Annotated in this window: 22 protein-coding genes; 10 read left to right on the top strand and 12 right to left on the bottom strand. The window is 63.2% G+C overall.

Annotated elements, in window-relative coordinates:
* Both ACIQWO_RS23510 and ACIQWO_RS23505 read right to left on the bottom strand, forming a co-directional pair.
* Positions 1–294, bottom strand: coding sequence for a hypothetical protein (locus ACIQWO_RS23510; RefSeq protein WP_402829402.1), 294 nt, complete (start codon positions 292–294; stop codon positions 1–3).
* A gap of 255 nt (positions 295–549) precedes the next feature.
* Complete coding sequence (locus ACIQWO_RS23505) at positions 550–1500, bottom strand: LysR family transcriptional regulator (RefSeq protein ID WP_402829400.1); 951 nt, start codon at positions 1498–1500, stop codon at positions 550–552.
* A 244-nt stretch (positions 1501–1744) separates the two neighbouring features.
* Here ACIQWO_RS23505 and ACIQWO_RS23500 point away from each other — a divergent pair, with 244 nt between their 5' ends.
* Both ACIQWO_RS23500 and ACIQWO_RS23495 read left to right on the top strand, forming a co-directional pair.
* A complete protein-coding gene (locus tag ACIQWO_RS23500) occupies positions 1745–2812 on the top strand; it encodes a bile acid:sodium symporter family protein (protein WP_402829398.1) in 1068 nt (355 codons plus the stop codon).
* A gap of 307 nt (positions 2813–3119) precedes the next feature.
* Positions 3120–4637, top strand: coding sequence for a DEAD/DEAH box helicase (locus ACIQWO_RS23495; protein ID WP_402829396.1), 1518 nt, complete (start codon positions 3120–3122; stop codon positions 4635–4637).
* 127 nt (positions 4638–4764) lie between these two features.
* On the opposite strand, the gene gluQRS is transcribed toward ACIQWO_RS23495, so the two are convergent.
* From gluQRS to ACIQWO_RS23480, 3 genes are all read right to left on the bottom strand, one after another.
* On the bottom strand, positions 4765–5706 hold the full coding sequence (gluQRS, locus tag ACIQWO_RS23490; RefSeq protein WP_402829656.1) for a tRNA glutamyl-Q(34) synthetase GluQRS: 942 nt from the start codon (positions 5704–5706) through the stop codon (positions 4765–4767).
* A gap of 37 nt (positions 5707–5743) precedes the next feature.
* Entirely contained in the window at positions 5744–6637 is an 894-nt protein-coding gene (locus tag ACIQWO_RS23485) for a sulfurtransferase (protein WP_402829394.1), read from the bottom strand.
* 115 nt (positions 6638–6752) lie between these two features.
* Entirely contained in the window at positions 6753–7808 is a 1056-nt protein-coding gene (locus ACIQWO_RS23480; protein ID WP_402829392.1) for an anthrax toxin-like adenylyl cyclase domain-containing protein, read from the bottom strand.
* Between the two features lie 169 nt (positions 7809–7977).
* Between ACIQWO_RS23480 and ACIQWO_RS23475 the strand changes: the two genes are divergently transcribed.
* The 3 genes from ACIQWO_RS23475 (at position 7978) to ACIQWO_RS23465 (ending at position 12908) form a co-directional block, all read left to right on the top strand.
* The gene (locus ACIQWO_RS23475) at positions 7978–8187 is read left to right on the top strand and encodes a hypothetical protein (protein WP_402829390.1); all 210 of its coding nucleotides are present in this window, start codon (positions 7978–7980) and stop codon (positions 8185–8187) included.
* A 166-nt stretch (positions 8188–8353) separates the two neighbouring features.
* Positions 8354–11944, top strand: coding sequence for a DNA polymerase III subunit alpha (gene dnaE / locus ACIQWO_RS23470; protein WP_402829653.1), 3591 nt, complete (start codon positions 8354–8356; stop codon positions 11942–11944).
* A gap of 112 nt (positions 11945–12056) precedes the next feature.
* Complete coding sequence (locus tag ACIQWO_RS23465; protein ID WP_402829388.1) at positions 12057–12908, top strand: glycosyltransferase family 2 protein; 852 nt, start codon at positions 12057–12059, stop codon at positions 12906–12908.
* A gap of 69 nt (positions 12909–12977) precedes the next feature.
* On the opposite strand, the gene ACIQWO_RS23460 is transcribed toward ACIQWO_RS23465, so the two are convergent.
* On the bottom strand, positions 12978–13730 hold the full coding sequence (locus ACIQWO_RS23460) for a glycosyltransferase family 2 protein (protein WP_402829386.1): 753 nt from the start codon (positions 13728–13730) through the stop codon (positions 12978–12980).
* 27 nt (positions 13731–13757) lie between these two features.
* Positions 13758–15566, bottom strand: coding sequence for a DNA helicase RecQ (gene recQ / locus ACIQWO_RS23455; protein WP_402829384.1), 1809 nt, complete (start codon positions 15564–15566; stop codon positions 13758–13760).
* A gap of 163 nt (positions 15567–15729) precedes the next feature.
* Between recQ and msbA the strand changes: the two genes are divergently transcribed.
* From msbA to rfbC, 5 genes are all read left to right on the top strand, one after another.
* Positions 15730–17481 carry a lipid A export permease/ATP-binding protein MsbA gene (msbA, locus tag ACIQWO_RS23450; RefSeq protein WP_402829382.1) on the top strand — a complete coding sequence of 584 codons (1752 nt, stop codon included), beginning with the start codon at positions 15730–15732 and terminating at the stop codon, positions 17479–17481.
* Positions 17482–17578: 97 nt separating this feature from the next.
* On the top strand, positions 17579–18163 hold the full coding sequence (locus ACIQWO_RS23445) for a peroxidase-related enzyme (protein ID WP_402829650.1): 585 nt from the start codon (positions 17579–17581) through the stop codon (positions 18161–18163).
* Positions 18164–18191: 28 nt separating this feature from the next.
* A complete protein-coding gene (gene rfbB / locus ACIQWO_RS23440; RefSeq protein ID WP_402829380.1) occupies positions 18192–19256 on the top strand; it encodes a dTDP-glucose 4,6-dehydratase in 1065 nt (354 codons plus the stop codon).
* 8 nt (positions 19257–19264) lie between these two features.
* On the top strand, positions 19265–20152 hold the full coding sequence (gene rfbA / locus ACIQWO_RS23435; protein WP_402829378.1) for a glucose-1-phosphate thymidylyltransferase RfbA: 888 nt from the start codon (positions 19265–19267) through the stop codon (positions 20150–20152).
* Between the two features lie 55 nt (positions 20153–20207).
* A complete protein-coding gene (gene rfbC / locus ACIQWO_RS23430) occupies positions 20208–20756 on the top strand; it encodes a dTDP-4-dehydrorhamnose 3,5-epimerase (protein WP_402829376.1) in 549 nt (182 codons plus the stop codon).
* On the opposite strand, the gene ACIQWO_RS23425 is transcribed toward rfbC, so the two are convergent.
* From ACIQWO_RS23425 to ACIQWO_RS23405, 5 genes are all read right to left on the bottom strand, one after another.
* On the bottom strand, positions 20744–21970 hold the full coding sequence (locus ACIQWO_RS23425; protein WP_402829374.1) for a cation diffusion facilitator family transporter: 1227 nt from the start codon (positions 21968–21970) through the stop codon (positions 20744–20746). The genes rfbC and ACIQWO_RS23425 overlap by 13 nt on opposite strands.
* A gap of 82 nt (positions 21971–22052) precedes the next feature.
* Positions 22053–23522, bottom strand: coding sequence for a ribonuclease G (gene rng, locus ACIQWO_RS23420; protein ID WP_402829372.1), 1470 nt, complete (start codon positions 23520–23522; stop codon positions 22053–22055).
* 41 nt (positions 23523–23563) lie between these two features.
* Positions 23564–24163 carry a nucleoside triphosphate pyrophosphatase gene (locus tag ACIQWO_RS23415; protein WP_150576337.1) on the bottom strand — a complete coding sequence of 200 codons (600 nt, stop codon included), beginning with the start codon at positions 24161–24163 and terminating at the stop codon, positions 23564–23566.
* Between the two features lie 219 nt (positions 24164–24382).
* Positions 24383–25186 (bottom strand): glycerophosphodiester phosphodiesterase, encoded by an 804-nt coding sequence (gene ugpQ / locus ACIQWO_RS23410; protein WP_402829648.1) that lies wholly within the window; start codon positions 25184–25186, stop codon positions 24383–24385.
* A 5-nt stretch (positions 25187–25191) separates the two neighbouring features.
* Positions 25192–26286 (bottom strand): sn-glycerol-3-phosphate import ATP-binding protein UgpC, encoded by a 1095-nt coding sequence (locus tag ACIQWO_RS23405; protein ID WP_402829369.1) that lies wholly within the window; start codon positions 26284–26286, stop codon positions 25192–25194.

Raw genomic sequence — 26286 nt, 5'->3', positions numbered from 1 at the left:
TCAGCGCAGCCGCGAGCCGATAAGACAGCCCAGCGCCAGCGCTGCCATGAGCACCGCCACGCTCGCCGACACACCGCCCGCCAGTGCGAGTCCCGTGGCTGCCAGCCCATGCGCCATCACAGCGGCGGGCACGAGCAGCATGACGCTCACGACACACCAGCGCATGACATAGCGCCACATGAAGCGGCTCACGATCTGCATGCGCGCGTCGAGCTGATGCCGCTGCCAGAAAGACAGATCGGCTGCCGCGTGGAAGAGCCACAGCGGGCTGAAGTATTTGATGAACAGGTCCATGGCGACGTACCGGAAACACAATGCCCGCAGGGCGCGGGCATGTCGTCGAGGCACGATGGCGGGGCAGACGCCCGATGGCACAGTCACGCACTTGGGGGGAGTCGACGCACTGGCATTGTAGCAGGCGCTCACTTACTTTGATGTGTCGAGACCTCTCTCGGTCAGGTGATTTTTCTCTGAATTTCGCTCAATGGTGCGCAAACTTCCTGTATCCGCTGGTTATTCCCATCATGTCAGGGGCAGTTGCCTAGCGTGTCACTTGCGAGGCTTGCCCGACGCAAGCGAGTGCGGCGTATTGGCTGTGATCTGCTGGATCAATTCCCAGACGGATTGGGCGGCGGGGGAGAGCGTCCGGTTCTTGCGGCGCACCAGCATGATGGTCCGGTCGATCTGCGGCGTGAGCGGCAGGGCCACGAGGCGGCTGTCCGCTTCCGGGCTGTTCGCCGCCAGTCCCGGCATGGCAGGCAACGCCAGCGCAGGCATGATGCTGATGCCGATACCCGCTTCGACCATTCGGAAGACGGTGATCGCGTGCCCGACTTCCTGCGCCACGTGACAGTACGCACCGTGTTCGGCCAGCGCGCGGTCGATCAGCGGTCGGCTGCCGGACGCGTAGTCGAGCAACACCAGCTTTTCGCCATTGAGTTCCTTCCACGTCACCTCGGTCTGCTTCGCAAAGCGATGTGAGCGGTCGCACACCACGAGGAACGGCTCGACCATGATGGGTTCGCCTACCAGATCGTCTGTACCCTCCGAGGCGACAATCACGCCAAAATCCACTTCGCCGTGCCGCACGCTGTCGGTCGCCAGTGTCTGGACCTGATCGCGCAGCATCAGCGTGATGTCGGGATAGCGGGCGGCGCACGCCGAGATGCACTCGGGCATGAGATTCGCGGAAATGGTCGGCGCACTGGCCACGCGAACGCGGCCACGGCGCTCTTCCGCCAACCCGTGCGTGTCGCGCAGGGCGCTCTCCAGTTCGTCGAGCACCCGGGCGAGGGTGGCCGAGAGGCTAGCGCCCACTTCGGTCAGCGTGACCTCCCGCGTGGTGCGGTCCACCAGCTTGAGCCCGAGTTCTTGCTCCAATTCCCGGATGCAGCGGCTCACGGCTGGCTGAGTCAGGCCGATATCCTCGCCCGCGCGGCTGAAACTGCCGTGCTCGGCCACTGCGAGGAACACTTTGAGCTGGCGCAGCGAGATATTCATGCGTCTTTGGTATGAATAAAATTTTTAAATGAATTTGTATTTTAACTACCCTTGCGCTCTAATACGTAAAAACCCGTAGCGCGAGCGCACACTTCCGGTCACTTTCCGGTCAATTTTTGACGCCTGGGACCTCCAGGAACGACAGTCGACCTCGCTGACGGCCCTCAATGCCGTCGTGTCCCGTGTTCTGGCGGAACGGGCTTTGTCATTTCAGACGTATCCGAGAGAGTATTCAAGAGCACCGATGGCCAGACCGCGTTTCCTTCCCGACAATTTCACGTTGATGCTGGTGGCTACCGTTGCGCTGGCCAGTTTCCTGCCCGCGCACGGCGAGGGCGAAGTCGCCTTCAACCTGCTGACCAACGTGGCGATTGCCGCATTGTTCTTTCTGCACGGCGCGAAGCTGTCGCGCGAAGCCGTGCTCGCCGGTGCGACCCACTGGCGTCTGCATCTGCTGGTGTTCGCCAGCACGTTCGCCATTTTCCCGATCGTCGGCGTGGCGCTCAAGCCCGTGCTGTCGTGGATGGTGACCCCGGAGTTGTATCTGGGCATCCTCTTCCTGTGCACGCTGCCCGCCACGGTCCAGTCGGCCATTGCCTTCACGTCGATGGCGCGCGGTAACGTGCCCGCTGCGGTGTGCAGCGCATCGGCGTCCAGCTTGTTCGGCATTTTCATTACGCCGCTGCTGGTCGGCCTTGTCGTGATCCATCACGATGGCAACAGCGGCGCGTCGCCGTTCGACTCCATCGGCAACATCATGTTGCAACTGCTCGTGCCGTTCATTGCCGGTCAGTTGTCGCGCAAGGCCATCGGCAAGTGGGTGGAGCGCAACCGCGGGCTGCTCAAGATTGTCGATCAGGGCTCGATTCTGCTGGTTGTCTATACCGCGTTCAGCGAAGCCGTGAACACGGGACTGTGGCATCAGATTCCCCCGCTGGCGCTGCTGGGCCTGCTGGGCTGCTGCGCGGTCATTCTCGCGATCATGCTTGCGATCACGACGTATTCGGCACGCTGGCTCGGATTTTCGCGCGAAGACGAGATCACCATCGTCTTCTGCGGCTCGAAAAAGAGTCTGGCGAGCGGCATTCCGATGGCCAAGGTGCTGTTCGCGACCGGCTCGCTCGGCGCGATTGTCCTGCCGCTCATGCTGTTCCATCAGATGCAACTGATGGTGTGCGCCGTGCTGGCGACGCGTTACGCCAATCGTCAGCGGGCCGCTCAGGCCGCGAAGGCCGTGGCCGGTAAGGCCGCGCCCGGTGCCAAGCCTGGCAAGCCGGAGAGCGGCAGCGCCAACGCAGGCGCGGGCCGCTGAGCGCCCGACGCACCCGTGCTTCGACGCATTCGCCAACGCATAACCCCACGCGTTATCCGACAGACACGGCCCGGCAAGGGCCGTTGTCACACGTTGGTCGTGCGCAAGTGCTAGAATTGCGTCTGTTTCGCTTCTTGACGACCACCCCGGTCCGGCGGCGCCCGACGCATCTGTTACCTGACAGACCCCTCTCGCGCCAGCCTTGAGCATGGCGCGCAGCGCCCCTTGAATCTTCGCGAGTGAGCTTTGATGCGGAAACCCTTCCGCGTGGCGGCCCCCGTTTTTTTAAAAGAGATGTCCCTTCATCATGGCTGATGTAAATGCTGTTCCGACCCCCGGCTTCGATAGCTTTGGGCTGCATGCGGACATCTTGCGGGCCATCGCCGAGCAGGGCTACACCCAACCGACGCCCATTCAGGCACAGGCCATTCCGGTGGTGCTGTCCGGTCGCGACGTCATGGGTGCCGCACAAACGGGGACCGGTAAGACCGCCAGCTTCTCGTTGCCGATCATCCAGCGTCTGCTGCCCGATGCCAACACGAGTGCATCGCCCGCCCGTCACCCGGTGCGTGCGCTGATCCTCACGCCGACGCGCGAACTCGCCGATCAGGTGGCCGACAACGTGCGTTCGTACGCCTGTCACACGGCATTGCGTAACACTGTGGTGTTCGGCGGCGTCGACATGAACCCGCAGAAGGACGCACTGCGCCGTGGCGTGGAAATTCTCATCGCCACGCCGGGCCGTCTGCTCGACCACGTCGAACAGAAAACGGTGAACCTGAGCCAGGTGAAGATGCTGGTGCTCGACGAAGCCGACCGCATGCTCGACATGGGCTTCCTGCCGGATCTCCAGCGCATTCTGAATTTGCTGCCGAAGCAGCGCCAGACGCTGCTCTTCTCGGCCACGTTCTCGAACGACATCAAGCGGCTCGCATCGAGCTACCTCACGAACCCGGTCACGATCGAAGTTGCGCGTCGCAATGCGACGGCCGATACGGTCGAGCAAGTCGTCTACGAAGTGGATGAAGACGACAAGCGCGCAGCCGTGGTCCAAATTCTTAACGAGCGCGATCTGAAGCAGGTCATCGTGTTCGTGAACAGCAAGATCGGCGCGAGCCGTCTGGCGCGTCAGCTTGAGCGCGACGGCATCGTGACGGCCGCCATTCACGGCGACAAGTCGCAGAACGAGCGCATGCAGGCGCTCGAAGCGTTCAAGCAGGGCGGGATTCGTGCGCTTGTCGCGACCGACGTCGCCGCACGCGGCCTGGACATCTCCGATCTGCCGGGCGTCATCAACTACGACCTGCCGTACAACCCGGAAGACTATGTGCACCGCATCGGCCGTACGGGTCGTGCCGGTGCGTCGGGTGAAGCGCTCTCATTGTGCGCGCCGGACGAGCGCAAGCAACTCGTGGAAATCGAGAAGCTGATCAAGCGCGAACTCAAGCGTGGCGAGTTGGTGATGGAGCGCCGCAGCCGTTCGCGCGACGACCGTGGCGATCGTTACGAACGCAGCGACCGCGGTGAGCGTGCGGAACGTGGCGAGCGCAGTGATCGCAGCGAGCGTGGAGAGCGTCACAGCCGTCATGACGGCCTGCGCGCTGGCCGCAGCGGCGGCAGCACGCCGCGTCGCGTGCGTCCGGAAGATGAATTCTTCTACAAGCCGTACGAGCCGTCGCCGTCGGCCGGTGAGTCGCAGCGCGACCATCGTGCGTCGCATGACGTTGCTGCACCGACGACCTTCGGTGCGCCGTCGGAAAAGGCCCCTAAGCGTCAAGTCGCTGCACTGCTCGCGGGCTTCCCGCGCAAGGCACAGGACCGCTAATCCAAGGCCAAGCGCCGGGTGCGGTAGTTTCACGCACCATGCAGTCGTGAAAAAGCCAGCGTACATACGCTGGCTTTTTTCATTGAGCGGCCGTATTCGGACCGTGCTGGACAGTGAGCCGACGATGTCAGCGTACGTGTTGCGCCTGCCACGCGAGCGTGGCCGCCGCGTAGAAGTCGTCGCGATGAGAGATGTCGGCGAGTGCCGCGGGTAACCCGAGGTGCGAGGCCGCCTCTTTGAGGGATGCGAGGACCGCGTCGGGTGAATCGAGCGACAGCGGCGCGGCACCGTTCTGCTTGCTCAGCTTCTCGCCGTCGTCGGCCATGACGAGCGGCACATGCAGATAGTGAGGCTTCGGTGCGCCGAGGCAGGCTTGCAGGTAGATCTGACGCGCGGTCGAGTCGAGCAGATCGGCCCCGCGCACGATGTCCGTGATGCCCTGCAACTGATCGTCGACGACGACCGCCAACTGGTAAGCCCACTGTCCATCGGCACGCTTAAGCACGAAATCCCCGACTTCCGTCGCCAGATCCTGCGTCTGCGATCCCATCCAGCGGTCTTCGAAGTGCATGCGCGCGGCATCGCCATCCGGCACCCGAAGACGCCATGCGCGGGCCGTCTTGCCGTGCAGTCCCTCGCGGCAGGTGCCCGGGTAAGCCAGTGTGCTGTGACGCGCATGCACGCGCGTGAGCGAGTCCGCAATTTCGCGACGAGTGCATCCGCAGGGATAGACGAATCCGCGTGTCGTCAGGGCCCCGAGCGCCTGCTCGTAAAGCGCATGACGACGGCTTTGCCAGACAATCGGTTCGTCCGAATGCAGGCCGAGACGCGTGAGGGTGTCGAGAATATTGTCGGCAGCACCGGGCACGCTGCGCGGTTCGTCGAGATCTTCCATGCGGACGATCCAGACGCCGCCGTGCGCCCGGGCGTCGAGCCAACTGGCCAGTGCCGTGACGAGTGAGCCGCGATGCAGCGGCCCGGTCGGGGAGGGGGCGAAGCGTCCGCGATAGCTGCCGACGCTTGCACGGGCCGACGACGTCGGGTCGTCGGCAGATACGGTGGCGGGTATGGTGGCGTCGCGCGCCGTAGCCTGCGCCACCGGGGACTCAGGCCGACGTTGCCGTGACAGCCGCAGCGGTATCGGCGGCATCAGCGGCGGTGGCACCTGCCTTGTCACCCACGCACGCCGGGCACTGCTCGCCTTCGATGTAATCGGGGCTGCACTGATCCTCGGCCGTCACCACGGCGCGGCAGGCGAAGCACTGCTTGGTCGTCGACGGGGCGAGGTCCGGCGTGAGTGCCGTGCGGTAGTCGAACACGAAGCAGTCGCCCTGATAGTGCGCGCCGCCCACGTCTTCGAAGTACTTGAGAATGCCGCCGTCAAGCTGATACGTGTGCTCAAGCCCGATGTCGCGCATGTAGATGGCGGCCTTCTCGCAGCGGATGCCGCCGGTGCAGAACGACACGATGGTCTTGCCCTCGAAGTCTGCGCGATGTGCGGCGATAACGTCAGGGAATTCCGAGAATTTCGTGAGACGGTAGTCGACAGCGTTGTCGAACGTGCCCACGTCCACTTCGAAGTCGTTGCGCGTGTCGAGCATCACCACCGGACGGCCTTCGTCGTCCTGTCCGGCGTCGAGCCAGCGCTTGAGCGTGGCGGGCTCGACACCCGGTGCACGTCCGTCTGCCGGTTTGATGACTGGCATCTTCATGGTGATGATCTCTTTCTTCTGGCGCACGAGCATGCGGCGGAAGGGCTGATCGTCCGAGAGACTTTCCTTAACTTCCAGATCGGCAAACCGGGCGTCGGCGCGCAGGCCCGTCAGGAAGGCATCGATCGACTCGCGCGAACCGGCGAGGAACAGGTTGATGCCTTCCGGGGCGAGCAGGATGGTGCCTCTCAGATCGAGCGCGTTGCAGCGTTCAAGCAGGGCCGGGCGCAGGGTCGCGATGTCGTCGAGCGTGACGAACTTGTACGCAGCGATGTTGACGATAGACATGGCAACGAAATTCCGCAAAAGCGTGAAGCAATAAACCGCCATTATCGCCGATTCGGTGCAAGTTCGCGCTTGATTCAGGACAAAGCGGGTCAATTCGGGACCCGTGCAGCAAGCCTCAAGTGGGTGCTTCGACAGACAGACGCGGGCTGAGCTTGGCCGCGTAGCCCATGGATCGGAGCGTGTCCATCACGTGGCGCAGGCCGTCGAGGCTCGATGCGCTCAACGGCTCGGCCCCGGGCACGAAGAAAAGCGGGGCGTCTGAGCTGGAAAAGCCGGGAGAAAACGGATTGCCGTTCTCGGGGTTGTGCCAGAAGAGTTTGCCGCCAGTGTAGCCGTCGCTAGCGACAGCAGTGTTAAGCGCATCGACGATGGTGCGGTGAAAGAGCGGAATGTTGCCCATATTCGGGTCTTCCGGCTCGCTCGCCCCCTCGCTGATGGACCGCAGGTATTGGAACGCGCGATGGCTTGCCGGGTTTTTCGGGCCGACGAGGATGCGTGGCTGCACGGGCATGGGAGGTAGGTCGATGTCGCGTTGCCAGCGGGAGAAGATGCAGAACAGGTCGTAGTCGGCAGTAATCGGTAGCGCGCTCGCCTTGAGCGCCTTGTCTCTGGCGAATCCTCCCGGCAGCTCCGGTGGGTTTGTCATGACAGTGACGGGACGCCCGGCATCATCGAATACGCTGAGCGAGTTTTGCGTGGACCGGCGCAGTGAGAAGTTCATTTCGCCAGCCGGATAACGTGCACGGTAGGTTGTGCCGCCGACGTGGGTCATCGCGCCGAGTTCGATGAGTTCCGCGACGCGCACCGATGTGAGTCGTAAATCGACCGCACGGGCCCCGGCTTGCAGCGAACTGGCAACGGCGCGGGCTTGTTTGTCCCATTGCGCGACGCCCACCTTCGAATACTTCGGCTCGATAGGTACGAATCCTGCGGTTGGCCCACTCCCGCTCGACTTCGCTTTGACGTGGAAATTCTTGGAAGGAAAGCCCTCGCGAAGCAACGACTGCCCGTGCGCGCTGGGTCTGCGCAGGCCGATGACGACGTTGTACCGGTTGGCAACGCGCTGGATCGACTCGGCGAAGAGCAACGTCGACGCACCGAGCCGAAGGTGAGCGCAGGCCTCATTGGTGCCCGTGGTGGGAGCGGTCCAGTCAACGACATCGGTCTCCATATTGCGCGCACTGAGCAGCGCGCGTCGCAAGCCATCGACCGTGGAGTGACCGATGCGCCAGGCGTCGGGGTCCGGTTCCGCTTCGAGAGGCGTGCTGTTGCCAGACGGGTCGGGTGTATTGCCGTCGTTACTCTCGTAGCCCGATTCGCCTTGATCGACGGGCGTTTCGGTGACAGAACAGGTCGGGGCGTCCAGCGGAGTGCCGGAGGGTGAAGGGGACGAGGAGGACGAGGAGGATGCGGAGGATGCGGAGGAAGTCGAGCGCGACGAACTTGTTGCCGAAGCGTTTGTGGATGACGTCGTGCTGGGCAACGTGAGAGGCGTGGGCGTCCCGAAGCGCGAGATTTGCATGCGAAGCCGTGTGGAGATCTGGTTTTAGAATGCGACGAGGGGCGTCGCACATTTCGTTTTCACTCTAGATGGCCGCGTCACGGCCGGGATTGCCGTATTCGCTCGCGTTCCACCGAGGACCCATTCGAATTCGGCAGGAATCTCGTTCGGCATCGATTCTCCGAAGACGGTCAATCTGGGGGCGCCGCGTTACAATACGGCCCATGTCAGAACCTCGCTTCGTCCACCTCCGTCTCCACTCCGAATATTCGATCGCCGATGGCATCGTGCGGCTCGACGACGTCGTCAAGGCCGCCGCCAAGGATGGTCAGGGCGCGCTCGCGCTCACCGACCTCGCGAACATGTTCGGAGCCATCCGTTTCTATAAGGAAGCCCGTGGCAAGGGCGTCAAGCCGATCATCGGCTGCGACGCCTGGATCACGAATCCGGTCGACCGCGACAAGCCCTCGCGTCTGCTGTTGCTCGCGCGCGACCGGGAAGGCTATCTGAATCTGTGTCAGTTGCTGTCCAAGGCGTGGCTCGGCAACCAGCACCGGGGACGCGCAGAGATCGAGCCGTCGTGGCTTCAGCCCGACGGCCTCGCCCGTGGCCTGCTGGCGCTCTCCGGCGCGCAGATGGGCGACGTGGGCGCGGCGTTGGCCGCAGGCAACCCCGACCTGGCGTTGCAATGCGCGAAACACTGGGAGAGCGTTTTCCCGGGCGCGTTCTACATCGAACTGCAACGCACCGGCCAGCAGGGCATGGAGACGTACGTGCAGCAGGCGGTGCAACTGGCGGCGAAGGCCGGGCTGCCGGTCGTCGCCACGCATCCCATCCAGTTCATGACGTCCGACGATTTCACCGCGCACGAGGCGCGTGTGTGTATTTCGGAAGGCGAGATGTTGGGCAACGCCCGCCGGGTGCGCCGTTTCACGCAGGACCAGAGTTTCCGCACGCAGGACGACATGCTGGCCGCGTTCGAGGACGTGCCGTCCGCGCTGGCCAACACCGTCGAGATCGCAAAGCGTTGCAACCTGACGCTCGAACTTGGCAAGCCGAAGCTGCCGCTGTTCCCCACGCCGGACGGCATGTCGCTCGACGACTATCTCGTCCAGTTGTCCAAGGAAGGGCTGGAGACGCGTCTCGCGCAGTTGTTCCCGGACGAAGCCGAGCGCGACAAACAGCGTCCCGAGTATTACAAGCGGCTCGATTTCGAGACCGGCACCATCATCAAGATGGGGTTCCCGGGCTACTTCCTGATCGTGGCCGACTTCATCCAGTGGGCGAAGAACAATGGCGTGCCGGTGGGACCGGGCCGTGGCTCGGGGGCCGGTTCGCTCGTCGCCTATGCGCTGGGCATTACCGACCTCGACCCGCTCAAGTACAACCTGCTGTTCGAGCGTTTCCTGAACCCGGAACGTGTGTCGATGCCCGACTTCGACATCGACTTCTGTCAGGACGGCCGCGACCGCGTCATTCAGTACGTGAAGGAAAAGTACGGCGCGGACGCCGTCTCGCAGATCGCTACCTTCGGCTCGATGGCCGCCAAGGCAGCGGTGCGCGACGTGGGCCGTGTGCTCGATCTCGGCTACAACTTCGTCGACGGCATCTCGAAGCTGATTCCGTTCAAGCCGGGCAAGCATGTCACCATCGACGACGCGCTCAAGGAAGAACCGCAACTCGCCGAGCGCTTCCAAACGGAAGACGAAGTCAAGCAGCTGATCGAGCTGGCGCAGCGGGTGGAAGGGCTCACGCGTAACGTCGGCATGCACGCGGGCGGTGTGCTAATCGCCCCGGGCAAGCTCACCGATTTCTGCCCGCTCTACACACAGGGCAGCGGCGAAGACGCCAGCGGTGTGGTGAGTCAGTACGACAAGGACGACGTGGAAGCCGTCGGTCTGGTGAAGTTCGACTTCTTGGGCCTGACCACGCTCACGATCCTGAACTGGGCCGAGCGCTACATCAAGCGCCTGCATCCGGAGATGGCGGACTGGTCGCTCGAACAGGTCTCGCTCACGGACCCGGCCGCGTTCAGCATTCTCAAGAAGGCCAACACGGTCGCCGTGTTCCAGCTGGAAAGTCGCGGCATGCAGGGCATGTTGAAGGACGCCCAGCCTGACCGCTTCGAGGACATCATCGCGCTGGTGGCTTTGTATCGTCCGGGCCCGATGGATCTGATCCCGAGCTTCTGCGCGCGTAAGCATGGCCGCGAGAAGACGGAATATCCGGATCCGCGCGTGGAGCCGGTGCTTCAGGAGACCTACGGCATCATGGTCTACCAGGAGCAGGTGATGCAGATGGCGCAGATCATCGGCGGATACTCGCTCGGTGGCGCCGACTTGCTGCGCCGCGCGATGGGTAAGAAGAAGGCCGAGGAAATGGCCGAGCACCGCGAGATTTTCGCCAAGGGTGCCGCCGAGAATGGTCTGACGCGCGAAAAGTCGGACGAAATCTTCGACTTGATGGAGAAGTTCGCGGGCTACGGCTTCAACAAGTCGCACGCCGCCGCGTATGCGCTGCTGGCCTACTACACCGCGTGGCTGAAGGCCCACCATCCTGCCGAATTCATGGCCGCCAATATGAGCTTGGCCATGGACGACACAGACAAGGTCAAGATTCTTTACGAAGATTGCCTGGCCACGGCCAACGGCTTGGGCGTTCTGCCGCCGGACGTCAACGTTTCGGCCTATCGCTTTGAACCGGCGGACTCGAAGACCGTGCGTTACGGTCTGGGCGCCATCAAAGGCAGCGGTCAGTCGGCCATCGAAGAAATTCTGCGCGCCCGCGAGGGCAAGCCGTTCACGGACCTGTTCGACTTCTGCGCACGGATCGACCGTCGCGTGGTGAACCGTCGCACGATCGAAGCGCTGATTCGCGCGGGCGCGTTCGATTCGATCCACGACAACCGGGCGCAGTTGATGGCGTCGGTGCCGATGGCGATGGAAGCGGCTGAACAGGCGAGTGCTGCCGCCAATCAGGTCAGCTTGTTCGATCTGGGTGACGAAAGCCTGCAGGCGCCGCTGGAACTGGCCGACGAACCGGCATGGACCGACAAGCGCAAGTTGCAGGAAGAGAAGCAGGCGCTCGGCTTCTACCTGTCGGGTCACATGTTCGACTCGTACTCGGACGAAGTGCGACGCTTCGTGCGCACTCGCATTCGTGATCTGTCCGAAGGGCGTGATCGTCTCGTCGCTGGCGTGATCTCCAGCATGCGTACCATGATGACGCAGCGCGGGAAGATGCTGATCGTCCAGCTCGACGACGGTACGGCCACGCTCGAAGTCACGATCTTCAACGAGCAGTTCGAAGCGAACAAGCACCTGTTCAAGGAAGACGAACTGCTGATCGTGCATGGCAATGCACGACCGGACAGCTTTACGGGTGGCCTGCGTTTCAACGTCGAAAGTCTGATGGACCTCGGCCGCGCGCGTGCGCGCTTCGCCCGGGCGCTCAAGCTGTCGTTCAACGGTAACGCGGACTGGACGCGTCTTCGCGCCACGCTGCAACCGCACTGCACGATGTACCGAGTGGCCGCCACGGCGGGCGCGGGCGGTGGTGGCGGGTTCAATGGCGGCGGCGGGTTTAATGGTGGTGGAGGCGGTGGCTTCGGTCGACGTAACGGTAATGGCAACGGCGATGGCGACGCGGATAAGCAAAACGGCCTGCCGGTGCATATCGTCTATCGCCGTACGGACGCCGAGTGCGAGTCGCGTCTCGGCGATGAATGGAAGGTGCAGCCTGGCGACGAGTTGCTGGGCGAACTTCGTCAGTGGCTCACCACCGACTCGGTACAAGTCGTCTATTGATGCATCGGTGTTAGCAAGGCAGCGCTGGTTGGCTGCCTTTCGCTAGCTGGCGCGTTGGCGTAGTCGCGTAATGTGCCCGTTGCCCGCCGTTCGATATCACAAGGAAATCCGGATGTTCTCCATCATCGTTCCGACCTGGAACAACCTCGCCTTGCTGCAACTCTGCGTACGCAGCATCCGACAGAACTCGCGTTACCCGCATCAGATCATCGTGCACATCAACGACGGTTCCGACGGTTCGCTCGACTGGGTCCGGACCGAGGGGATCGAGCATACGGCGTCGCCCGATAACATCGGGATCTGCTACGCGGTGAATCAGGCGGCGGCGCTGGCGCGCGAGAAGTACATCGTCTATCTGAACGACGACATGTATTGCTGCCCGGGTTGGGACACGACATTGATCGAGCGCGCCGAGGCGCAACCGGACAAGGCATTCATGCTGTCGGGCACGATGATCGAGCCGGTGGATACCGGCAATCCTTGCGTGCTGGTGCAGGACTTCGGCCGTGACGTCGATACGTTCGACGAGGCGGCGCTGCTCGCCGCCGTGCCGACGTACAAGAAGCCCGACTGGTTCGGCGCGACGTGGCCGCCCACGCTCGTGCATCGCGACTGGTGGTTCCTTGTCGGCGGCTACAGCACGGAACTGAGTCCCGGCATGAGCAGCGACAACGACTTCTCGATGAAGATGTGGGGCGCGGGCGCGCGTCGCTTCGTCGGCGTGGGCGCAAGTCTCGTCTATCACTTCCAGTGCAAGAGCACCGGCAAGGTGGTCAAGAACGACGGGCGCACGCAATTCCTTCGTAAGTGGGGCATGACACAGTCGATCTTCGATCGCTACTATCTGCGTCGCGGCACGCCGGTGCCGTCGGGCAGCGATGGCCGTCTCGCCGAGCCGGTCGACGACAGCAAACTCCGCTGGCAGTTGTTCCGCTCGCGCATCAAGCGGGCGCTGGCGAAGTAAGCCCGGAAGACGCCGCACGCGGAATGAGAAACGGACGCCAATGGCGTCCGTTTTGCTTTGGGGCCGTCGTCAGACGTCGCCGCGTCGTAGCAATGCGTACTTCAGGAATGCACTGCGAGCGTTCATGCGGGCAATCGACGCACCGGCAGCACCGTCGAGAAAGCCGCGACGTAACACGTAGGTCCGAACGAACGCCCATCCCCCATTGATCCACGGCTTGAGTGCAGAGACACGTTTGCCGCGCAGCGACATTTCCTTGGCACCGGCGCGTGCGTATCGCTGCACCTTGTCCTCGACCTGACGGACTTCCGTGTAGCTGTAATGGAGCAGGTGATGGGTGAGGGTGCCGATCTCGCCGTCGACGATCACACGCTCGTGCACGAGATTGTCGGAGAAGCGTCCGGCTTCGCGGCGAAACAGGCGCAGCACGTAATCGGGATACCAGCCGCAATGCTTCACCCAGTGCCCCAGAAACTGCGACAGACGCGGCATGCGATAGCCAGCGTGGGATGCACTCCTCATCGCCGCCGCGATCTCAGCGGCCAGTTCCGGCGTGACGCGCTCGTCCGCATCGAGCGACAGCACCCACGGTTGCGTAGCGAACGACAGCGCGCGATTCTTCTGCGGCCCAAAGCCCGGCCAGTCGGGCGTGATGTGGACATCCGCCCCGGCAGCGCGTGCGATATCGGCGGTGCCGTCCGTACTCGCGTTATCCACCACCACGATCTGCGAGGCGAACGCCTTCACCGATGCAATGCAGTCGGCGATGTTGTGACGCTCGTTGCGCGTGAGGATCGTGACGGTCAGCGGTAATGTGGGCATGAGCGGGGCGTGGGCGGGACGTGGAACTCAGGCGTTCAACAATTCGACGAGCGCTTCGCCGTAACGCTCGATCTTCGCTTCTCCGAGGCCGGTGATATCGACCAGTCCTTCGCGGTGACGCGGGCGGCGCTGAGCAAGTTCTCGCAGCGTACGGTCGTGAAGGATAACGTACGCGGGGACGGCCTGCGTCTTCGCCATTTCCTGACGCCACGTGCGAAGCTTCTCGAACAATTGCTGATCGGCTGTATCCAGCTCGATGGCCTGCGACGACGCGTATCCGGCAAAGCGGCTCTTTTTGCTCGCCGTGGGCCGCTGACGTCGCAGCGACACGACCGTCTCACCCTTGAGCACCGGACGCGCCGCCGCATTCAACGTGAGCGCCCCGTACTGGCTGCTGTCCGGTTCGATGATGCCGTGGGCAATCAGTTGACGAAACACAGCCCGCCAGCCCTGATCGTCCATCTCGCCGCCCACCCCGAAGGTCGGCAGGCTTTCATGGCCGAACTGACGAATCTTGTCCGTGCTGCGCCCGCGCAGCAGGTCGACCAGGTGGCCTGCGCCAAAGCGCTGGCCCGTACGCAAGATCGCCGACAGCGCTTTTTGCGCCGCAATCGTGCCGTCGAAGACTTCCGGGGGATTCAGGCAGACGTCGCAGTTGCCGCAGGGCTCGCTCGACTCGCCGAAGTACGACAGAAGCACCGTGCGGCGGCAGCGAGGGGCTTCGCAGTAACCGAGCAGCGCGTCGAGCTTCTGGCGTTCGATGCGCTTCTGGAGGTCGGGCGCGTTCGACTCGTCGATCCGGCTGCGGTGGACCACCACGTCGTTCAGGCCGTACGTCATCCAGGCTTCGGCCGGTTCGCCGTCGCGCCCGGCGCGTCCCGTCTCCTGATAGTAGGCTTCGAGGCTCTTGGGCAAGTCCAGATGGGCGACGAAGCGCACGTCCGGCTTGTCGATGCCCATGCCGAAGGCGACGGTCGCGGCCATGACCAGCCCTTCCTCGCGCAGGAAACGCTGCTGGTGCGTGCGGCGCACTTCGGCGTCCAGCCCCGCGTGATACGGCAGCGCCGGAATGCCTTGCGTTTCCAGCCACGCGGCCGTTTCTTCCACCTTTTTGCGCGACAGGCAGTAGACGATGCCCGCTTCGCCGCGATGCCGACTCAGAAAGGCCAGCAACTGTTTGCGCGGGTTGTCGCGGTCGACGATTTCGTACCGGATATTCGGTCGGTCGAAGCTGGAGACGAACAGGCGTGCGTCCGTCAGGCCGAGCCGCGTTTGAATTTCCTCGCGCGTCGCGGCGTCCGCCGTGGCCGTGAGCGCAATACGCGGCACACGCGGATAGCGCTCATGCAGCGCCGAGAGCTGGATGTACTCAGGACGGAAGTCGTGCCCCCATTGCGAGACGCAGTGGGCCTCGTCGATGGCGAACAACGCCAGTTGCCCGCGTTCGTCGAGTCGGTCGAGCAGATTGAGGAAGCGGTCGGTCAGCAGCCGTTCCGGCGCGACGTACAGCAAATCGAGTTCGCCTCGCGCGGCGCGGCGTTCGATATCGACCGCTTCGTCGAAAGCGAGACTTGAATTCAGATAGGCAGCGCGGACCCCAGCCTGGAGCAGGGCGTCGACCTGATCCTGCATGAGAGCGATGAGCGGGGAGACGACGATACCGATGCCCGGGCGCAACAGCGCGGGGATCTGGTAGCAAAGTGACTTGCCGCCGCCCGTGGGCATGAGCACGAGTGCATCGCCCCCGTCGGCCACATGGTCGACGATGGCGGCCTGATCGCCACGGAATGCGTTATAGCCGAATACGGTACGGAGAACTTCGAGTGCGCTTGCCATGCGCCGGAGTATACCGGTTCCACCCGGCGTCCGGCGTGCCAACAGCCCTTGAAATCTGGCGTTAGGGCGATTTTTGGGGCGCGGTCCGAGTCCGCGTCGGACACGTCCCGACGGGACCGGCCGGTACGTTAGAATAGCGGTTTTCCCGCTGTCCCCGACTTACATGAGCGCACCGCACAAGCCCACCGGACCGATTCTGCGACGTCTGCTGGGCTATCTTCAGCCATATTGGCACATGGGCCTGCTGGCCGTTCTCGCCATGGCGCTGGTGGCGGCCACCGAAGCGGCCATCCCGGCAGTTCTCAAGCCGGTGCTCGACAAGGGCTTCTCGGGCGGCGATCCGTGGAAGCTCTGGTACGTCCCGGCCGCCGTGATCGGCCTGGCCGTGATCCGGGGTCTGGCTCAATATTCGGCCAACTACATGCTGTCGTGGGTCTCGAACCGCGTGCTGCTCGACTTGCGCGTGAAGATGTTCGAGCGTCTGCTGCACGCCCCGGCCGCCTACTACCAGCGCGAGACGACCAGCACGCTTATCAACGCGATCGTCTACGAAGTCAATCAGGTGCTCGGCGTGCTCACTACGGTGCTGATCACGCTCGTGCGCGATTCGCTCACCGTCGTCGGCCTGCTGGGCTATCTGTTCTATCTGAACTGGCGTCTGACGCTGGTCGTGGCCATCATTCTGCCGCTGATCGGCTGGCTGGTCGGCAAGATCAACCGCCGCCTGCGCCGTCTCAATCGTGAGCAGCAGACGCTGACCAACGCGCTGTCGTATGTGGTCGAAGAGGCGGTCGGTGGCTACAAGGTCGTGAAGATCCACAACGGCGAAGAGTACGAGAAAAACCGCTTCGACCGGATGACCAGCACGCTGCGCGGTTACGCCATGCGCGTGACGGTCTCGGGCGGTCTCGCGCAGCCGGTCACGCAGGCGCTGGCCTCGCTGGCGCTGGCTATCGTGATTACCGTCGCGATGATTGAGTCGTCTTCGGGCGAGATGACCGTGGGCGGTTTCACGGCGTTCGTCACGGCACTGCTGCTCGTTGTGTCCCCGCTCAAGCATCTGATGGACGTCAACCAGCCGCTGCAACGCGGCGTGACGGCCGCCGAGCTGATCTTTGAAGTGATGGACGTCGAAGTCGAGCCGGCCGGTGGCGAGCGCACGCTCGAACGTGCGAAGGGCCGTGTGACGTTCGATCAGGTGAGCTTCAACTACGGCGCGAGCGAGCGCCCGACGCTCGACAAGATTTCGCTGGAGGTCGCGCCGGGCGAGATGGTGGCGCTGGTCGGTCCCTCGGGCAGCGGCAAGACGACGATGGTCAATCTGGTGCCGCGCTTCTTCGATCCGACCGGCGGACGCATTCTGCTCGACGACATTCCGCTCAACGATCTGCGTCTGGCCGATCTGCGCCGTCAGATTGCGTTCGTGAGTCAGGACGTCGTGTTGTTCAACGACACCATTGCCGCGAACGTGGCCTACGGTCAGGAAATCGATGCCGAGCGCGTGCAGGCAGCGCTGCGCGCCGCCAATCTGGCCGATGCGGTCGCTGCCATGCCCGATGGCGTGAACACGCTGGTGGGCGACAACGGCATGCGCCTGTCGGGCGGCCAGCGTCAGCGTCTGGCGATTGCCCGCGCGATCTACAAGGATGCACCGATCCTGATTCTGGACGAAGCGACGTCGGCACTGGATTCGGAATCCGAGCGTCATGTGCAGGCGGCGCTCGAAGTGCTGATGGAAGGCCGTACCACGCTGGTGATCGCGCACCGCCTGTCGACCATCGAACGCGCCGACCGTATCGTCGTGCTCGAACATGGCCGCATCGTGGAGCAGGGGTCTCACCAGGCACTCGTGGCGCATAATGGCCTCTACGCCCATTTGCACCGCATTCAGTACGCACAACAACAGGAAGCGTGACAACTGGGACGCCCGCGGGTGCCGCGTGCACTGCGGGGGTCGCAACGTCATGTCCGAAACCGCATACCCCTGCATTTGAGGATTTGAGGAGACTATGATGAGCCAGCCGCCGATCAGTCGTTTTCCCGTGCCGGACCTCGCTGCGTTGCCGGACGATATTCGCGCACGCATCGACGCAGTCCACGAAAAGGCTGGCTTCATCCCCAACGTTTTCCTTACACTCGCGCACCGTCCCGACGAATTTCGCGCATTTTTCGCATATCACGATGCATTGATGCTCAAGGAAGGCAATCTGAGCCAGGGCGAGCGCGAGATGATCGTGGTCGCAACCAGTGCGGTGAATCAATGTCTGTATTGTGTGGTCGCGCACGGTGCGCTGGTGCGCATTTACGAAAAGCAGCCGTTGCTGGCCGATCAGGTGGCCGTCAATTATCTGAAGGCGGATCTGACCGAACGTCAGAAGGCGATTCTGGCGTACGCGATGAAGGTCTGCGAGCGCTCGCATGAAGTGAGCGACGATGACTACGCCACGCTGCGCGGCCACGGACTGAACGACGAGGATATCTGGGACATTGCGTCCATTACGGCGTTCTTCGGCATGTCCAACCGGATTGCCAATGCTATTTCGATGCGGCCCAACGACGAATTCTTCTTGATGGGGCGCGTGCCTCGCACCCGTTAAACCTACTTCTCACAAAACTTCGATACCTATGATCTTCGTGACTGGCGGCGCCGGATTTATCGGCGCAAACTTCGTTCTCGACTGGCTCGCGCAACATGATGAACCGGTCCTGACGATCGACAAGCTCACCTACGCAGGCAATCTGGCGAACCTGGCGAGTCTGGAACGCGACCCTCGTCACCACTTCGCGCAGGTCGATATCTGCGATCGCGCAGCGCTCGACAAGCTGTACGCCGAGCACCGTCCGCGTGCCGTGCTGCATTTCGCGGCGGAAAGCCACGTCGACCGCTCCATTCATGGTCCGGGCGAGTTCGTGCAGACGAACATTGTCGGCACCTTCACGATGCTCGAAGCGGCCCGTGCCTATTGGGGTTCGCTCGACGGCGAAGCGCGCGATAACTTCCGTTTCCTGCATGTGTCGACGGATGAGGTCTACGGTTCGCTGAGCCCGACCGATCCGGCCTTCACCGAAACCACGCCGTACGCGCCGAACAGCCCGTATTCGGCGTCGAAGGCAGGCTCCGACCACCTGGTGCGTGCGTATCACCACACGTACGGCATGCCGGTCCTCACCACCAACTGCTCGAACAACTACGGTCCGTACCAGTTCCCCGAGAAGCTGATTCCGCTGGTGATCGCCAACGCGCTCGCCGGTAAGCCGCTGCCGATCTACGGCGACGGCAGCAACGTGCGCGACTGGCTGTACGTTGGTGACCATTGCTCGGCGATTCGCGAAGTGCTTGCCAAGGGCGTCCTGGGCGAGGTCTACAACGTGGGCGGCTGGAACGAGCAGAACAACCTGTCGGTCGTGAAGCATTTGTGCACGTTGCTCGACGAGTTGTCGCCGCGCGCCGACGGCAAGTCGTACGTCGATCAGATCACGTTCGTGACGGATCGCCCGGGACACGATCGTCGCTACGCCATCGATGCCCGCAAGCTTGAGCGCGAACTGGGCTGGCGTCCGGCGGAAACGTTCGAGACCGGCATGCGCAAGACGGTGCAGTGGTATCTGGCCAACGGCGAGTGGGTGCGTCAGGTGCTGTCTGGCGAATACCAGCGCTGGATCGAAACGCATTATCAAAAGAACGACTGAGGCAACGTATGAGTACTAAACGTAAGGGCATCATTCTGGCGGGCGGGTCCGGCACGCGCTTGTACCCGGCGACGCTGGCCGTCTCGAAGCAACTGCTTCCGGTCTACGACAAGCCGATGATCTATTACCCGCTGACCACGCTGATGCTCGCGGGGATCCGGGACGTGCTGATCATTTCGACGCCGCAGGACACGCCGCGTTTCGAGCAATTGCTGGGCGACGGCAGCCAGTGGGGCCTGAATCTCCAGTATGCGGTTCAGCCCTCCCCGGACGGTCTGGCTCAGGCCTTCCTGATCGGTGCCGACTTCATCGGCAACGATCCGTGCGCGCTTGTGCTCGGCGACAATCTGTTCTACGGACACGATTTCGCTGCCTTGCTCTCGGCAGCCAACGCGCAAACGGACGGTGCATCGGTGTTTGCCTATCCGGTGCACGATCCGGAACGCTACGGTGTGGTCACGTTCGACGAACACGGCAAAGCCATCGAACTCGTCGAGAAGCCGAAGGAGCCGAAGTCGCGCTACGCCGTGACGGGCTTGTACTTCTGCGACAACAACGTCATCGATATCGCACGCTCGATCAAGCCGTCGGCACGAGGCGAGCTGGAAATTACCGACGTCAACAACGAATACCTGAAGCGCGGCAAGCTGAACGTGCAGATCATGGGCCGCGGCTACGCCTGGCTCGACACGGGGACTCACGAGTCGATGCTCGAAGCGAGCACGTTCATTCAAACTATCGAATCGCGTCAGGGACTCAAGGTAGCTTGTCCGGAGGAGATCGCGTACCGCCGGGGCTGGATCGATGCGGCGGCCATCGAAAAGCTGGCACAACCGCTGGCGAAGACGGGGTACGGTCAGTATCTCCTCTCGATGCTGCGCGAGCGCGTGTTCTAAGCTCGGCGCCTCTTCGTCTCAGTTCTCTGTCTCAGATATATACCGGTACCTCAATATGCAAGTGATTCCGACCGCCATTCCGGCCGTTCGCGTGATCGAACCCAAGGTGTTCGGTGACTCGCGCGGTCATTTCTTCGAAAGCTTCAACCAGCGTAATTTCAACGACGGTCTTGGCGAGACGCTCACGTTCGTTCAGGACAATCAGTCGCGCTCGGTGCGCGGCGTGTTGCGCGGTCTGCACTATCAGGTCAAGCAGCCGCAGGGCAAACTGGTCCGAGTGCTGCAAGGCGAGATATATGACGTCGCAGTCGACATTCGCGAAGGATCGCCGACGTTCGGCAAGTGGGTCGCCGAAGTGCTGAGCGCCGAGAACAAGCGGCAGCTTTGGATTCCGGTGGGCTTCGCCCACGGGTTTGTGGTGACGTCGGAGACGGCCGAGGTGCTGTACAAGACCACCGACTACTGGGCGCCGCAATTCGAGCGCTGCATCCGCTGGGACGATCCGACGCTGGCGATTCCCTGGCCCCTTGACGGCATCACGCCGGTCGTCTCGGACAAGGACAAGCAGGGCATGCTGTTCGCCGACTACACTCACGAAGACTGAGTTTCGCCCGTCACCCTGAGCACCCGCACGTACCGCAATCCCAGCGGAGCGAAGCGGGCGGTCAGGGCATCTGCGACAGTTTGCGACGGCCCTTCGATGCCACCGTCGCCCGCTGCCAAACTGTTCGACCCGTTCGTACCGATCGAACCGTTCAGCCCTTCGACGATCACATCGGCTTCCAGCCCATTGTTCAGATAGTGCAGCTTGACGTCGTGCAGGGCCAGCGCATTGGCCCTGCACAGCAGTTCGGCCGCACCGACGACCACGGCGCGCGCTGGCCACTGTTGCAGCGCGGTGCCCTTGGTGTCGCTTTCCGGATCGACGTGCACCAGCACGTCTAGGATCTGTGGTTCGTTCATGACAGCGGCCCGGGCCTGTTCGGCCAGGTAGTGCCCCTCCGAGACCGACAGCCTTGCGTCCACCAGAATGTGGACGTCGACGACGATCTCATCGCCCATGCGTCGCGTACGCAGCATGTCGATGCCACGCACGCCTGGTGTGTCGAGCAGCCGCTGGCGAATCGTGTCGGTCGTGTCGTCGTCCACGCCGCGATCAATCAGGTCCTGCAAGGCGTTCCAGCCGAATTTCCATCCGGTGCGTCCGATCATCAGTCCCACAAGCGCTGCCGCGAGCGGATCGAGAATGCGGTAGCCCGCGAGGTTGCCGAGAATCCCGCACGCCACCACGAGCGACGACAGGGCATCCGAGCGCGCATGCCAGGCGTTGGCGACGAGCATCGCCGAGCGCACCCGTTGTGCCGCGCGCAGCATGTAGCGAAAGAGTCCTTCCTTGCTGACGAGCACGATCACCGCCACGACCAACGCGATGGTGTGCACCTCGGGAATGTCCTCGGGGTGCAGCAAACGCTCCACGCCACGCCACAACATGCCCGCCCCCACCACGAGCAGGATCACGCCCAGGAACAGCGACGCGGCATTCTCGTAGCGGCTGTGGCCGTAGGGGTGATCGGCGTCCGGTGCCCGGGCGCTGCCGCGTGCGGCGGCGAGCACCACGAAGTCGGAGACGATATCGGAGAATGAGTGGATGCCATCGGCGATCAGCGCCTGTGAGCGCGCGAAGATCCCGATGACGATCTGGGCGGTCGTCAGCACGACATTGACCCAGATGCTGACCCAGGTCGAATGGCGCGCGACGGCATGTTTGTCGAGCGCCTCGCTCGATGCCGCCAGGTTGTCGTAGTTCGAGTAGGGCATGGCCGGGGCGTGCTTTCGCGCACGACGAAATCGGATCTATTGCGTATTGTATTGCGGATGCCCCGGTTTTTTGTGAAAGCGCTTACATCAGAATAATGTCGTACTGCTCCTGATGGAACGACGATTCGACCTGAAGTGAGATCGGTTTGCCGATGAAGTCGATCAGCATCGCGAGGTGCTGCGACTCTTCTTCGAGGAACAGATCGACGACTTCCTGCGAGGCGATCAGACGGAACTCGCGCGGATTGAATTGGCGCGATTCACGCAGAATCTCGCGCAGGATGTCGTAGCACAGCGTGCGCGGCGTCTTGACCTGTCCCTTGCCCTGACACACGGCACACGGTTCGCATAGCACGTGCGCGAGCGATTCGCGCGTGCGCTTGCGGGTCATCTCCACCAGCCCCAACTGCGAGAAGCCGTTCACCGTGATACGCGTGCGGTCGCGTGCGAGCGCCTTCTTCAACTCCGCGAGCACGGAGTCGCGATGGTCGGCGCTCTCCATGTCGATGAAGTCGATGATGATGATCCCGCCCAGATTACGCAGCCGCAACTGGCGCGCAATCATCAGCGCTGCTTCAAGATTGGTCTTGAAGATCGTATCGTCGAAGTTGCGCGCACCGACGTAGCCGCCGGTGTTCACGTCGATGGTCGTCATCGCTTCGGTCTGGTCGATCATCAGATAGCCGCCGGACTTCAGATCGACACGACGCGACAACGCGCGCTCGATTTCCGTCTCGACGTTGTACAGATCGAACAGCGGACGCTCGCCCGTGTAGTGCGTGAGCTTGCCGAGCACCGCCGGGGTGTAGATCGACGCAAACTCGGCCAGCTTTTGATACGTCTCGCGCGAGTCGACGAGGATCTTGCCTGTCTCTTCATGCACGAAGTCGCGCAGCACGCGCTGGGCCAGATTCAGATCCTGGTACAGCAGCGCAGGGGCGGGCACACGCGTGCTTTGCTCGCCAATCGTCTGCCATGACTTGCGCAGATAGGCGATGTCGTTGGCGAGTTCGGCGTCGGCCGCATCTTCCGCAATGGTGCGCACGATGAAGCCGCCTTTCTCGTCGGCGGGCACGAGCGCCTGAATCTTGCTGCGCAGCGCCTCGCGCTCGGCTTCGCTCTCGATACGCTGCGAGATGCCGATATGCGGCTCCTGCGGCAGGTAGACGAGCGTGCGTCCGGCAATGCTGACTTGCGTCGACAGGCGCGCGCCCTTCGTGCCGATCGGGTCCTTGATGACCTGCACCATCAGCGTCTGCCCTTCGAAAACCGTCTTCTCGATGGGCGGCTGCGGATGCGGCACGGACGTGTCGTTATTCGTGCGCGGATGCCAGATATCGGCCACATGCAGGAACGCCGCGCGCTCCAGCCCGATATCGATGAAGGCCGACTGCATGCCCGGGAGCACGCGTACGACCTTTCCCAGATAGATGTTGCCTACCAGACCGCGCGAGAGCGTGCGCTCGATGTGCAGTTCCTGCACAGCGCCGAGCTGCATAAGCGCCACACGGGTTTCCTGTGGCGTGATATTGACCAGAATGTCTTCGTTCATAAATTGTCGACCAGACTCGAAATGCGCGGGGCCAAATGGCGTTAGAAGTCGACGCCCGCCTGACGCAGCAGCGCGGCGGTTTCGCAAAGCGGCAGTCCCATGATGCCGGAGTAGCTGCCGTCGATTCGCATCACAAACTCGGCGGCCTTCCCCTGAATACCATAAGCGCCCGCCTTGCCTTTCGGTTCTCCCGAGGCGACGTAGCGCTCGATCTCCTCGCGGCGCAACGGCCGGAACCAGACGTGCGAGATGTTCACGGCCTGATGGATCTGTCCGTCGGCACAGACCGCTACAGCGGTGAGCACACGGTGACGGGTGCCCGACAGACGGGCGAGTACGGCGCAGGCGTCGGCGTCGTCGAACGGCTTGCCGAGGATGGTGCCGTCGAGGCAGACGGTCGTGTCGGCCGTCAGGATCGGCGCGCCGGGCAGTCCGGCGCGCGCCAGACGGGCCACCGCCGCTTCGGCCTTGGCGCGCGTGACGCGCTGCACATAGTCGTCGGGCGGCTCCCCAGGCAGCACGGCTTCGAGTGCTTCGGCGTCCTCGTCGGCATGGGGCAGCAGCAACTCGAAACGAACGCCGAGCTGTTGCAGCAGTTCCTGACGGCGGGGGCTTTGCGAAGCGAGATAGATGTATGGCATGGCGGCTTGGCTTGAATTCGTCCAGCCCGGCACACGGCTTTGCAGTAAATTGCAGCGCGCGCACCGGGCCGCTGGATGGGCTGGGCGAGGGGAACGCCCTATTATGCCGCCTTGCGACCCCGCCCGCCACCATGCGGCAGCGCCAGGGGGGTGCCGTTTTTCAAGGGAATTGCGTGCGAGAGCGGGCTTTGGGGGACGGTAGGGACGTCGGCGACGTCCCTACCTGCCTTTCGACGATCGGAGGTCGGCGAGGAAGTCCGCGCCGATCAGGTCGATGCGGTCGGTGCAGATGGCGTCCACGCCCCACGCGGCCAGTTCGCGGGCGCGGGCCGGTTCGTTGACCGTGTAGACGAGCATGTGCAGCCCGGCGGCTTTGATCTCTGCGACCTGCGGGCCGTCGAGATGCTTATGGCTCGCATGCAGCGTGACGGTGCCCAATTTGCGGGCATCGTCGCGCCAGTGCGCCGGTACGGCCTCGTACAGCATGCCGCGCGGCAGTTCCGGCACGGCAGCGGCCGCCGCTTCAAGCGCCTCATAGGAGAACGACGAGAGCAGCGGCGGCTGAGCCTGACCGGCCCACAGCGCCTTGACGGCCTGTGCCACCAACGTGCCCGTCTCGGCTTCACGCCCCGGGCACGGCTTGATCTCGACGTTCGCCGCGAGTCCCAGCGCCTGACAACGCTCCGCTACCTGCGCCAGCGTCGGCATCGTCTGACCGGCAAAGCGGCCATCCGCGCCAAACCAACTGCCCGCGTCGAGCTCCTCGATCTCGGCGTACGTCATTTGCGCCGCCGAGCCGTGGCCGTTGCTGGTGCGATCGACGGTGTCGTCGTGCAGCAGGAAGACGACGTTATCCGCCGAGAGCTTGGCGTCGAATTCGACCATTTGCAGGCCCAGCGATGCGCCCATCTCGAAGGCAGCCAGCGTGTTCTCCGGCGCGAGCTTGCCGCCGCCGCGATGCGAGACGATGCGCGGATACGGCCAGTCGCGCCACAAATGGGCGGTTGCCGGGTCCGGGCTCATGCCGCTCATGCTTCCACCCGCTTGCCCGTCGACGGATCGAACAGGTGCAGCGCCTTGGCGGAGATGGCCAGCGGCATGACGGTCCCGGCCGCCGGACGCAACTCGTGCGGCAGGCGCACCGTCAGGTTTTGCTCGCCCCAGCGGCCGTGCAGCAGGTTGTCCGCGCCGAGCAGTTCGAGCTGATCGACGGTGATGCTGGTTTGTGCGGCGAACGCGCCCAGCCCGTTCTGCTGTTCGGCAGGCACCAGATGTTCCGGACGCACGCCAAGCACCAGTTCGCGCCCTGCGTGGGCCATGCTCGTCGGCGGCAGACGCAGCGCCGGGCCACCGTCGACTTCGAACGTACGGCCTTCCGCGTCGACCCGGCCCTTGAGCAGGTTCATCGCGGGCGAGCCCATGAAGCTCGCCACGAACAGCGACGCCGGACGCTCGTAGACGTCGGTCGGCGTGCCGATCTGCTCGGCGTAGCCCTTGTTCATCACGATCACGCGATCGGCCAGCGTCATGGCTTCGACCTGATCGTGCGTGACGTACAGGCTCGTCGTCTTCAGACGCTTGTGCAGACGCTGGATTTCCAGACGCATTTGCACGCGCAGCTTGGCGTCGAGGTTCGAGAGCGGTTCGTCGAACAGGAACACGGCCGGTTCGCGCACGATGGCGCGGCCCATGGCCACGCGCTGACGCTGACCACCCGAGAGTTCACGCGGCTTGCGCGCGAGCAGGGGTTCGAGTTCGAGAATGCGCGCCGCCGCGAGCACGCGCTCTTCGATGGCCTTCTTGTCGATGCCGCGAATCTTCAGGCCGTACGACATGTTCTGACGCACGTCCATGTGCGGATACAGCGCGTAGTTCTGGAACACCATCGCAATGTTGCGATCCTTCGGCTCCAGTTGATTGACGACCTGCGATCCGATCAGAATGCTGCCTTCGCTCACCGATTCGAGACCGGCGACCATGCGCAGCAGCGTCGACTTGCCGCAGCCCGACGGGCCGACGATGACCACGAACTCGCCGTCTTCGATGTCGATGTCGACACCGTGCAGCACGTAGTTGTTCTGGTCGTAGGTTTTCTTGACGCTATGGAGTTTGAGATTTGCCAT

The organism is Pandoraea sp. NPDC090278 (assembly GCF_044772185.1).
Taxonomy (GTDB): Bacteria; Pseudomonadota; Gammaproteobacteria; order Burkholderiales; family Burkholderiaceae; genus Pandoraea.
Note: the sequence above shows the minus strand (reverse complement) of the source record. Positions and strands in the feature narration are given on the sequence as shown.